An 11482-nucleotide genomic window follows, 5' to 3' on the forward strand; every position below is an offset into this window, starting at 1 on the left:
TGCATCTATTGACTGACCCACCGCCATCGGGAGCAGGCCCCCTCCCACATTTAGACCGGCGCTGGAGCCCGACGCTTGTCCGGCTGCTGCCAGCCATCGGCGGCGGCTTCTTCAATCGCCTGCTGGATCGCTTTCTTGCGCATCTCTTCGGCACGTCGGCTGAAGAACCACACCAGGAAGGTCACCAACGACACTGCCAGCAGAATCAGGCTGGCCACGGCGTTGATCTCGGGTTTAACCCCAAGGCGCACGGCCGAGAACACTTCCATCGGCAACGTCGTCGAACCCGGTCCCGAGACGAAGCTGGCCAGTACCAGGTCATCCAGGGACAGTGCGAACGACATCATGCCGCCCGCCGCCAGCGACGGCGCGATCATCGGGATGGTGATCAGGAAGAACACCTTCCACGGCCGTGCACCCAGGTCCATCGCCGCTTCTTCGATCGACAGGTCCAGCTCACGCAGGCGCGCCGATACCACCACCGCCACATAAGCGGCACAGAACGTGGTGTGGGCGATCCAGATGGTGACGATGCCACGCTCCTGGGGCCAGCCGATCATCTGCGCCATGGCCACGAACAGCAGCAGCAGCGACAGACCGGTGATCACTTCCGGCATCACCAACGGCGCGGTCACCAGGCCGCCGAAAAGCGTGCGGCCCTTGAACTGGCTGATGCGCGTCAGCACAAACGCCGCCAACGTACCCAGCGCCACGGCGGCCACCGCCGTGTAGCAGGCGATTTCCAGAGAACGTGCCACCGAGCCCATCAACTGGGTGTTGTCCAGCAGGCCCACGTACCACTTGATCGACCAACCGCCCCACACCGTCACCAGCTTGGATTCGTTGAACGAGTAGATCACCAGGATCAGCATCGGCAGGTAGATGAACAACAACCCCGCCACCAGCATGAAGCTTGAGAAACTGACGCGCTTCATATCTTGCCCTCCATCTCTTTGGCTTGGCTGCGGTTAAACAGAATGATGGGCACGATCAGGATCGCCAGCATCACCACCGCCAGGGCAGACGCCACCGGCCAGTCACGGTTGTTGAAGAATTCTTGCCACAACACTTTACCGATCATCAGGGTTTCCGGGCCGCCGAGCAGTTCCGGGATCACGAACTCGCCCACCACCGGGATAAACACCAGCATGCAGCCGGCGATGATGCCGTTCTTGGACAGCGGCACGGTGATTTTCCAGAAGCTGTTGAAGGTGCTCGAACCCAGGTCCGATGCGGCTTCCAGCAGGCTCTGGTCATGCTTCACCAGGTTGGCGTACAGCGGCAGGATCATGAACGGCAGGTACGAATAGACCACGCCGATATACACCGCGATGTTGGTGTTGAGGATCTGCAGCGGTTCGTTGATCAGCCCCATGGACATCAGGAAGCCATTGAGCAGGCCGTTGTTGCTGAGGATGCCCATCCACGCATACACGCGGATCAGGATCGCGGTCCAGGTCGGCATCATGATCAGCAGCACCAGCACGGTCTGCATCTCTTTGCGCGCGGTGGCAATGGCATAGGCCATCGGATAGCCGATCAGCAGGCACAACAGTGTGCTGAAGAACGCCATCTTCAGCGAGCCCAGGTAAGCCGCGATGTACAGCTCATCACCTGCCAGCAAACTGTAGTTGGCCAGGTTCAGCACCACCTGCAGCTTCTGCTCGACGTAGGTGTAGATCTCGGTGTACGGCGGGATCGCCACGTCGGCTTCGGCGAAGCTGATTTTCAGGACGATGAAAAACGGCAGGGCGAAAAACAGGAACAGCCACAGGAACGGAATCCCGATGACCACCTGCTTGCCGCTGGGGACGATGCGGTGCAAGCGCCGCTTGAGCTTCTTCATGTTCATGTGCGCAGTACCACGCCGCTATCGTCTTCCCACCACACGTACACCTGGTCACCCCAGGTTGGGCGCTGGCCACGGCGTTCGGCGTTGGCGACGAAGGACTGCACCAGCTTGCCGCTTGGCAGCTCGACGTAGAACACCGAGTGGCCGCCCAGGTAGGCGATGTCGTGCACCTTGCCGCTGGACCAGTTGTGTTCGCAGGTCGGCATTTCGGTGGTGACCAGCAGTTTTTCCGGGCGGATGGCGTAGGTCACCGACTTGTCTTCCACCGAGGTGGCGATGCCGTAGCCCACGTAGATGTCACGGTCCAGGTCCGGGCACTTGAGCACCGCGTGACCTTCGGCGTCATCCACCACCTGGGTGTCGAAGATGTTGACGTTACCGATGAATTCGCACACCAGGCGGCTGGTCGGCGTCTCGTAGATGTCGATCGGGCTGCCGATCTGGGCGATCCAGCCCAGGTGCATGATCGCGATGCGCTCGGCCATGGTCATGGCCTCTTCCTGGTCGTGCGTCACCATCACGCAGGTCACGCCGACGCGCTCGATGATCTCCACCAGTTCCAGTTGCATCTGCGAACGCAGCTTCTTGTCGAGGGCGCCCATGGGCTCATCGAGCAGCAGCAGTTTCGGGCGCTTGGCCAGGGAGCGGGCCAGCGCCACCCGCTGACGCTGGCCACCGGACAACTGGTGCGGCTTGCGCTTGGCGTACTGGCTCATCTGGACCAGCTTGAGCATTTCGGCCACGCGGGCATCGACTTCGGCCTTGGGGATCTTGTCCTGTTGCAGGCCGAACGCAATGTTCTGCGCCACGGTCATGTGTGGGAACAAGGCGTAGGACTGGAACATCATGTTGATCGGCCGCTCGTAGGGCGGCATATCGGTGATGTCCACGCCGTCGAGGTAAATCCGACCTTCTGTCGGGCGCTCGAAGCCTGCGAGCATGCGCAGCAGGGTGGACTTGCCCGAACCCGAACCGCCGAGCAAGGCGAAGATCTCGCCTTTCTTGATTTCCAGGGACACATCGTCCACGGCAATCGTCTCGTCGAACTTCTTCGTGACCCGGTCGATTTTGACCAGCACCTTTTTCGGTGTCTGGTCGCCCTCGAGGGCTTTCTTATAGGCGCCGGAGGCAACTGCCATTTACGAAACTCCCAAAAAAAAGAGTGCAGTTCGCCCGAGGCGGGCGAACCTTGGATAGTTTGAGCCTTACTTGCCCGTCTTGACCTTGGTCCAACTACGGGTCATTAAACGTTGCACTTTCGGGGGTAGCTCGAAGTTGACGAATGTCCGGTCGAGAACCGCCTGCGGTGGGTAAACCGCTTCGTCGGTGCGTATCGATTGCTCCATCAGTTTGTCCGCCCCTGGGTTAGGGTTGGCGTAACCGACGGTGTCACTGACCTGGGCGATCACCTCAGATTGCAGTAAATAGTTGATGAAGGCGTGGGCTTCCTTGATGTTGGTGGCGTCCTTGGGAATCGCCAGCACGTCAAACCACAGGTTGCCGCCTTCCTTCGGAATTGCGTAGGCGATGTTCACGCCTTTGCCCGCTTCGCTTGCGCGAGCCTTGGCCTGGAACACGTCGCCGGAGAACCCGGCGGCCACGCAGATGTTGCCGTTGGCCAGGTCCGAGATGTATTTGGAAGAATGGAAATAGGTCACGTAGGGCCGCACTTTGAGCAGCTTTTCCTCGGCCTTCTTGTAGTCTTCAGGGTTGGTGCTGTTAGGGTCCAGGCCCATGTAGTTGAGCACCGCCGGCAGCATTTCATCCGCCGAGTCCATGAACGACACACCACAGGTGGCCAGCTTCTTCATGTTTTCCGGTTCGAACAGCACGGCCCAGGAGTCGATCTTGTCGACACCCAGCACTTCCTTCACTTTGTCGACGTTGTAACCGATGCCGTTGGTACCCCACAGGTACGGCACGGCGTACTGGTTACCCGGGTCGTTCTTCTCCAGGCGCTTGAGCAGCACAGGGTCCAGGTTGGCGTAATGAGTCAGCAGCGACTTATCGAGTTTCTGGAACGCCCCGGCCTTGATCTGCTTGCCAAGGAAGTGGTTGGACGGCACTACCACATCATAGCCGGTACGCCCGGCCAGTAACTTGCCTTCCAGGGTTTCGTTGGAATCAAACACGTCATACACGGGTTTGATGCCGGTGGCCTTTTCGAAGTTGGCCAGGGTGTCGGGACCGATGTAATCCGACCAGTTATAAATATGCACGGTCGGTGCGGCCTGCACGCTGACAGCCAGCGTGAGACCTGCACCTACCAGCAAGGCTTGGCGAAACAAAGAAATTGGCAAGTGGAGGTCCTCTTAAATAGTTGGGCCCAAAGTTGTTGCCCGGCAACAAAACCGGCGCGCAACTTACCCTCGATAAACCGATCCGGCAAAACTTTCTGTCATTTATTTGTTTCATTAACCACCGCGGGGCGCGCGGTGGTTAATGAAGGCCGGTTTATTTACCGGATTTGATCTTGGTCCAGCTGCGTGTCATTTCACGCTGGGTGGCAGCCGGCAAGTCCGCAATGGCGTAGAGCTTGGCTTGCACATCCGCTGGCGGGTAGATGCCCGGGTCATTGGTGATGTCTTTGTCGACCAGTGCGGTGGCCTTCTCGTTACCGTTCGGGAAACGCACGCTGTTGGTGATCGAAGCCATGACTTCCGGCTTGAGCAGGTAGTTCATGAACTTATAAGCGGCGTCGACGTTTTCGGCATCTTTAGGGATGGCGACCATGTCGAAGAAGCTACCGGCACCTTCTTTCGGAATGTCGTAGGCCACCTTGACCTTGCCACCGGCTTCAGCCGCACGGGACTTGGCCTGCTGGATGTCACCCGAGTAACCCACGGCTACGCAGATGTTGCCGTTGGCCAGGTCGGAGATGTACTTGGACGAGTGGAAGTAGCCAATCGAAGGACGGATTTTCAGGAACAGGTCTTCGGCTTGCTTGAGGTCGGCCTTCTTCTGGCTGTCGGTTGGCAGGCCCAGGTAATGCAGCGCGATCGGCAGCATTTCGGTCGGCGAGTCGAGGAAGCTCACGCCGCAGCTTTTGAGCTTGGCGATGTTTTCAGGCTTGAGCAGCACGTCCCACGAATCGATCTTGTCCACGCCCAGCGCGGCCTTGACCTTGTCCGGGTTGTAGCCGATGCCGATCGAACCCCACATGTACGGGAAAGCGTGCTTGTTGTCCGGGTCGCTGACCGACACGGCTTTAAGCAGGGAGGTGTTCAGGTTGCCATAGTTGGACAGCTTGGACTTGTCCAGCTCCTGGTAGACACCGGCCTTGATCTGCTTGGCGAGGAAGTTGTTCGACGGTACGACGATGTCGTAGCCGGACTTGCCTGCCAGCAACTTGGCTTCGAGTGTCTCGTTGCTGTCAAAAACGTCGTACACCACTTTAATGCCCGACTCTTTTTCAAAGTTGGCGATGGTGTCCGGTGCAATGTAGTCGGACCAGTTGTAGACGTGCAGCACTTTATCGTCGGCCTGGACCGCGCCCGCCATTGCGCCCATCAGGGACAAGGCGAGGAGGGTCTTGCCAGCGTTCTTCAAACCTAATGCCTTCATTTGGTGATGCTCCAATTTTTCTTTTTTGGGCCACGTTCTTTTATGTTCAGCGACCCTTCCAGAGGGCAGCAAAACAGGGCGACAGTCTGGCAAGTTCAGGGGCCGGCTTTCAACCAAAGCCCCTGCATTTATAACTGCCCGGTGCGCTGCGCACTGAGCCTAGCACTTAGCCCTGCAATGCCGCCAAAGTCAGGTCCAGGCAATGACGAGCCTTGGTCACCAGCTCGTCGATTTCAGCCTTGCTGATCACCAGAGGCGGCGAAATGATCATGGTGTCGCCCACGGCGCGCATGATCAGGCCATTCTCGAAGCAGAAGGTTCGGCAGATCATGCCGACACCACGGCCCTCGTAACGCTTGCGCGTCGCCTTGTCCTGAACCAGCTCAATTGCACCGAGCATGCCGACACCGCGCACCTCACCCACCAACGGGTGATCCGCCAGCTCCCGCAGACGTTTCTGCAAATACGGTGCCGTTTCGTCGTGGACGCGGTTAACAATTGTTTCATCGCGCATGATGCGGATGTTTTCCAGGGCCACGGCCGCGGCCACCGGGTGACCGGAGTAGGTGAAACCGTGGTTGAAATCACCGCCTTCGTTGAGCACGGCCACCACGTCGTCGCGCACGATCAGGCCGCCCATGGGGATGTAGCCCGAGGTCAGGCCCTTGGCGATGGTCATCATGTGGGGCTTGAGGTCGTAGAAATCGCTACCGAACCACTCACCGGTACGGCCGAAACCGCAAATCACTTCGTCGGCCACAAACAGGATGTCGTACTTGGCGAGGATCTCCTTGATGCGCGGCCAGTAGCTGTCCGGCGGCACGATCACGCCACCGGCGCCCTGGATCGGCTCGGCAATAAAGGCACCGACGTTGTCCACACCCAGTTCCAGGATCTTCTCTTCCAGTTGGTTGGCGGCCCAGACCCCGAACTCTTCGGGGCTCATGTCGCCGCCTTCGCCGAACCAGTACGGCTGGGCGATATGGACGATGCCCGGGATCGGCAAGTCGCCCTGTTCATGCATATAGGTCATGCCGCCCAGGCTGGCGCCAGCCACGGTGGAGCCGTGGTAGCCATTCTTGCGGCTGATGATGGTTTTCTTGTTCGGCTGGCCCTTGATCGCCCAATAGTGGCGGACCATGCGCAACATAGTGTCGTTGCCTTCGGAGCCGGAGCCGGTGAAGAACACGTGGTTCATGCCGGCAGGCGCGATGTCGGAAATCGCCTTGGCCAGCTCCAGCACCGGCGGGTGAGCGGTCTGGAAGAACAGGTTGTAGTACGGCAGTTCTTTCATCTGCTTGGCGGCGGCGTCGGCCAGTTCATCGCGACCGTAACCGATCGCCACGCACCACAGGCCGGCCATGCCGTCGAGGATCTTGTTGCCTTCGCTGTCCCACAAGTACACGCCGTGGGCTTTGGTGATGATCCGTGGGCCTTTCTCTTTCAATTGCTTGAAGTCGCTGAACGGCGCTAGGTGGTGATCACTACTCAGGGCTTGCCATTCGCGGGTTTGCGGGTTGTTGCTGGACATACCAATCTCCTAGACTTTTCAGTGAGGGGCGCGCCGTGTGACGGGCGCGCCCGGCGCATCAGACGGCGAAGAGCAGGAATTCCCGCTCCCACGAACTGATCACGCGCTTGAAGTTTTCATGCTCGGCCCGCTTGACCGCGACATACCCTGTGATGAATTTCTGACCCAGGTATTTTTCGATGGTCTTGCTGTTTTCCATGCGTTCCAGGGCGTCTTCAATGGTCAACGGCAGGCGCAGGTTGCGGCGCTCGTAACCACGACCCACTACCGGGGCGCTGGGGTTATGGCCTTCGACCATGCCGATGTAGCCACACAGCAGGCTGGCGGCAATCGCCAGGTACGGGTTGGCGTCGGCGCCCGGCAGGCGGTTTTCCACGCGACGGTTCTGCGGGCCGGCATCCGGTACGCGCAGGCCGACGGTGCGGTTTTCTTCGCCCCACTCCACGTTCACCGGCGCCGAGGTGTCGGGCAGGAAGCGGCGGAACGAGTTCACGTTGGGGGCAAACAGCGGCAGCAACTCAGGGATGAACTTCTGCAGGCCGCCAATGTGGTTGAGGAACAGCTGGCTCATGGTCCCGTCTTCATTGGAGAAGACGTTCTTGCCGGTGGCGATGTCGATGATGCTCTGGTGCAGGTGCATGGCGCTGCCGGGCTCGCCGGTCATCGGCTTGGCCATGAAGGTGGCCGCCACGTCGTGCTTGAGCGCGGCTTCACGCATGGTGCGCTTGAATACCAGGATCTGGTCGGCCAGGGACAGGGCATCGCCGTGACGGAAGTTGATTTCCATCTGGGCCGTGCCGTCTTCATGGATCAGGGTGTCGAGGTCCAGCTCCTGCAGCTCGCACCAGTCGTAGACGTCTTCGAACAGCGGGTCGAATTCGTTGGCGGCTTCTATAGAGAAGGATTGGCGGCCGGTCTCCGGGCGCCCGGACCGACCGATCGGCGGTTGCAGCGGGAAGTCCGGGTCTTCGCAGCGTTTGGTCAGGTAGAACTCCATCTCCGGCGCCACGATGGGCTGCCAGCCTTTGTCGGCGTAGAGCTTGAGGACTTTCTTGAGCACGTTGCGCGGCGACAGCTCGATCGGGTTGCCTTGCTTGTCGTAGGTGTCGTGGATCACCTGGGCGGTCGGCTCGATGGCCCAGGGCACCAGGAACACCGCGTTCTGGTCGGGGCGGCAGATCATGTCGATGTCTGCCGGGTCGAGCAATTCGTAATAGATGTCGTCTTCGACATAGTCGCCGGTCACGGTCTGCAACAGAACGCTCTCGGGCAGGCGCATGCCTTTTTCGGCGATGAACTTGTTGGTCGGCGAGATCTTGCCCCGGGTGATACCGGTCAGGTCGCCAATCATGCATTCGACTTCTGTGATCTTGTGGTCTTTCAACCAATCGGTGAGCTGGTCGAGGTTGTTACTCATAAATGCCTCTGGGCTGGGTTTCCTGGCATCCATTAAAGGCCAGGCGTTGGTTGACGCAGCATCCGCGTCGTTTTTTCGTTCAGGGTAGGAGCTTACCTGCCATTTGCTGCAGCGTTGCATTCCTCAAGCCAAAGTCGTGCAGAATCATGAGCGGCCGCGCAGAGGGGAGCCGGTCAGTGACAGTCGAGGAGGCAAAAAAGAGAGCGGATGGGCCGTCAAGAATATTGGCCGGTGCGTGGGCATTCACGCGGGACGAACGGACTGCGGACAAAGCCTGGCTGAAGCAGGCTGAGACGCCGAGTGGCGGCAGGCGAGACATGAAGCACCCCGGTATTATTGCTGTTATGGGTTTGAATCGAGCTTAGCCTTGTTCATTTTTTTACACAACACCCCCGTAAAAAATACAACACGGCCCGCTCAAGCCTGCGAGTCCCAAGCCGGTCAAACCGAAAAAACCGCCCCAAAAAGCCCCAAAAGTGCGGTCACGGCGCTTTTTTAGGGCAAAAAAGGCCTCGCTTGACTTCGGCATGCCGTTCGGGTTGACTGAAACCAGAAAAGATCAATGATTGATATTTTTAACAACAAAGGTGTTGCATCATGTCGGTACCCCCGCGTGCCGTTCAGCTTAACGAAGCGAACGCGTTCCTTAAGGATCATCCTGAGGTTCTGTACGTAGACCTTCTAATTGCGGATATGAATGGTGTGGTGCGCGGTAAGCGCATCGAACGCACCAGCCTCCACAAGGTTTACGAGAAGGGCATTAACCTGCCTGCCTCTTTATTTGCCCTGGATATCAATGGCTCGACGGTGGAAAGCACCGGCCTGGGCCTGGACATCGGTGATGCTGACCGAATCTGTTATCCGATCCCTGACACCCTGTGCAATGAACCTTGGCAAAAGCGCCCTACCGCGCAATTGCTGATGACCATGCACGAACTTGAAGGTGAACCTTTCTTCGCCGATCCGCGCGAAGTGCTCCGCCAAGTTGTAAGCAAGTTTGACGACCTCGGTCTGACCATCTGCGCCGCCTTCGAGCTTGAGTTCTACCTGATCGACCAGGAGAACGTGAACGGCCGCCCACAACCGCCCCGCTCGCCGATCTCCGGCAAACGCCCGCACTCGACACAGGTCTACCTGATCGACGACCTCGACGAATACGTCGATTGCCTCCAGGACATCCTGGAAGGTGCCAAAGAGCAAGGCATCCCGGCCGACGCCATCGTCAAGGAAAGTGCCCCGGCGCAGTTCGAAGTGAACTTGCACCACGTGGCCGACCCGATCAAGGCCTGCGACTACGCAGTGTTGCTCAAGCGCCTGATCAAGAACATCGCCTACGACCATGAGATGGACACCACCTTCATGGCCAAGCCTTACCCAGGCCAGGCTGGCAACGGTTTGCACGTACACATCTCGATCCTGGACAAGGACGGCAAGAACATCTTTGCCAGCGAGGATCCCGAGCAGAACGCCGCATTGCGTCACGCGATCGGCGGTGTGCTCGAGACCCTACCCGCCCAAATGGCGTTCCTGTGCCCTAACGTCAACTCCTACCGTCGTTTCGGCGCACAGTTCTACGTGCCGAACTCGCCGTGCTGGGGCCTGGACAACCGCACCGTGGCGATTCGCGTACCGACCGGCTCGTCCGACGCCGTACGTATCGAACACCGTGTGGCCGGTGCCGACGCCAACCCTTACCTGCTGATGGCTTCGGTCCTGGCAGGCGTGCACCACGGCCTGACCAACAAGATCGAACCGGGCGCACCCGTGGAAGGCAACAGCTACGAGCAGAACGAACAGAGCCTGCCGAACAACCTGCGCGATGCCCTGCGCGAGTTGGACGACAGCGAGGTGATGGCCAAGTACATCGATCCTAAATACATCGATATCTTCGTCGCCTGTAAGGAAAGTGAGCTGGAAGAGTTCGAACACTCCATCTCCGACCTTGAGTACAACTGGTACCTGCATACCGTTTAACCGGCTGCATTAAATGTGGTGAGCGGGCTTGCTGTGGTGAGCGGGCTTGTCCCGCGCTGGGTGGCGAAGCCGCCCTAAAACCAGACGCCGCATTCTGCCTGTCAGAATGCGGCGTTTTTATTGGGGCCGCTTCGCAGCCCAGCGCGGGGCAAGCCCGCTCACCACAACAAGCGGTATGGATCATCCCCAGGCTCTGCGTACAATGCCCGCTGCCTTGTAGGAGACTTCCATGCCCACCCGCCCCGCCGCCCCTCGCAAACCCCGCGCCCGCAGCCAGGCACGGATCGACGCGATTCTCGATGCCGCCCGCACCTTGCTGGCCGCCGAAGGCGTGGCGAGTTTGTCGATCTACAGCGTGGCCGAGCGCGCGCAGATTCCGCCGTCGTCGGTGTATCACTTTTTCGCCAGTGTGCCGGCGCTGCTGGAGGCACTGACCGCCGATATACATGCAGCCTTCCGCTGCGCCATCCAGGCCCCCATCGAGCATGTTTCACTCAAGCATTGGCGCGACCTGTCCTACATCGTCGAACAGCGCATGCTGACCATCTACAGCAACGACGCCGCCGCGCGCCAGTTGATCCTGGCCCAGCACGGGCTGACCGAAGTGACCCAGGCGGACCGCCAGCATGATCTGGAGTTGGGGGATTTGATGCTGGAGGTGTTCGACCGCCACTTTGAAGTGCCGAGTTTGCCAACCGATGTGGATGTGTTTGCGCTGGCGTTGGAATTGAGTGATCGCGTGTATGCGCGTTCGGTGCATCAGCATGGGCTGATTACGCCGCGTATGGCGGAGGAAGGGATGCGGGTTTTTGATGCGTATGTGGGGCTGTATTTGCCGGCTTACCTGCCCAAGCGCTGAGTTTTGTTCTGGCCGGACTGGCCTCATCGGGGGCAAGCCCCCGATGACGGCCTCAAGAGCGACGCAAATCACAACTTGGCGATCGACACCTCAGTCGACTTCACAAAGGCAATCACTTCACTGCCAATCACCAGCTCCAGCTCTTTGACGGAGCGCGTGGTGATCACGGAAGTGACGATACCGGAGGCGGTCTGCACATCGATTTCCGACAGCACGTCGCCGACCACGATTTCCTTGATGGTGCCTTTGAACTGGTTACGCACGTTGATGGCTTTGATAGTCATG

Annotated in this window: 10 protein-coding genes; 2 read left to right on the forward strand and 8 right to left on the reverse strand. The window is 59.2% G+C overall.

Features of this window, described 5'->3' with window-relative positions; all coding sequences use genetic code 11:
- Positions 1-50: 50 nt before the first annotated feature.
- The 7 genes from PspCFBP13509_RS05905 to PspCFBP13509_RS05935 form a co-directional block, all read right to left on the reverse strand.
- Positions 51-935, reverse strand: a complete 885-nt coding sequence (locus PspCFBP13509_RS05905) for an ABC transporter permease subunit (protein WP_015886412.1) — start codon at positions 933-935, stop codon at positions 51-53.
- Positions 932-1852 carry an ABC transporter permease subunit gene (locus PspCFBP13509_RS05910; protein ID WP_027608406.1) on the reverse strand — a complete coding sequence of 307 codons (921 nt, stop codon included), beginning with the start codon at positions 1850-1852 and terminating at the stop codon, positions 932-934. The genes PspCFBP13509_RS05905 and PspCFBP13509_RS05910 overlap by 4 nt, the downstream gene beginning before the upstream one ends.
- Positions 1849-2991 carry an ABC transporter ATP-binding protein gene (locus PspCFBP13509_RS05915; protein ID WP_027608405.1) on the reverse strand — a complete coding sequence of 381 codons (1143 nt, stop codon included), beginning with the start codon at positions 2989-2991 and terminating at the stop codon, positions 1849-1851. The genes PspCFBP13509_RS05910 and PspCFBP13509_RS05915 overlap by 4 nt, the downstream gene beginning before the upstream one ends.
- A gap of 66 nt (positions 2992-3057) precedes the next feature.
- A complete protein-coding gene (locus PspCFBP13509_RS05920) occupies positions 3058-4152 on the reverse strand; it encodes a polyamine ABC transporter substrate-binding protein (protein ID WP_027608404.1) in 1095 nt (364 codons plus the stop codon).
- 154 nt (positions 4153-4306) lie between these two features.
- Positions 4307-5401 (reverse strand): polyamine ABC transporter substrate-binding protein, encoded by a 1095-nt coding sequence (locus tag PspCFBP13509_RS05925; protein ID WP_065924369.1) that lies wholly within the window; start codon positions 5399-5401, stop codon positions 4307-4309.
- 181 nt (positions 5402-5582) lie between these two features.
- Positions 5583-6947, reverse strand: a complete 1365-nt coding sequence (locus tag PspCFBP13509_RS05930; protein WP_137211691.1) for an aspartate aminotransferase family protein — start codon at positions 6945-6947, stop codon at positions 5583-5585.
- Positions 6948-7005: 58 nt separating this feature from the next.
- Positions 7006-8364 (reverse strand): glutamine synthetase family protein, encoded by a 1359-nt coding sequence (locus PspCFBP13509_RS05935; protein ID WP_003176780.1) that lies wholly within the window; start codon positions 8362-8364, stop codon positions 7006-7008.
- Positions 8365-8961: 597 nt separating this feature from the next.
- On the opposite strand from PspCFBP13509_RS05935, the gene PspCFBP13509_RS05945 reads away from it, so the two are divergent.
- Positions 8962-10338, forward strand: a complete 1377-nt coding sequence (locus PspCFBP13509_RS05945; protein WP_003213894.1) for a glutamine synthetase family protein — start codon at positions 8962-8964, stop codon at positions 10336-10338.
- A 229-nt stretch (positions 10339-10567) separates the two neighbouring features.
- A complete protein-coding gene (locus tag PspCFBP13509_RS05955) occupies positions 10568-11197 on the forward strand; it encodes a TetR/AcrR family transcriptional regulator (protein WP_074847910.1) in 630 nt (209 codons plus the stop codon).
- A gap of 68 nt (positions 11198-11265) precedes the next feature.
- On the opposite strand, the gene PspCFBP13509_RS05960 is transcribed toward PspCFBP13509_RS05955, so the two are convergent.
- Positions 11266-11481 (reverse strand): TOBE domain-containing protein, encoded by a 216-nt coding sequence (locus PspCFBP13509_RS05960; RefSeq protein WP_003176783.1) that lies wholly within the window; start codon positions 11479-11481, stop codon positions 11266-11268.
- Position 11482 lies beyond the last annotated feature (1 nt).

This window comes from Pseudomonas sp. CFBP13509 (genome assembly GCF_005233485.1).
Lineage (GTDB): Bacteria > Pseudomonadota > Gammaproteobacteria > Pseudomonadales > Pseudomonadaceae > Aquipseudomonas > Aquipseudomonas marginalis.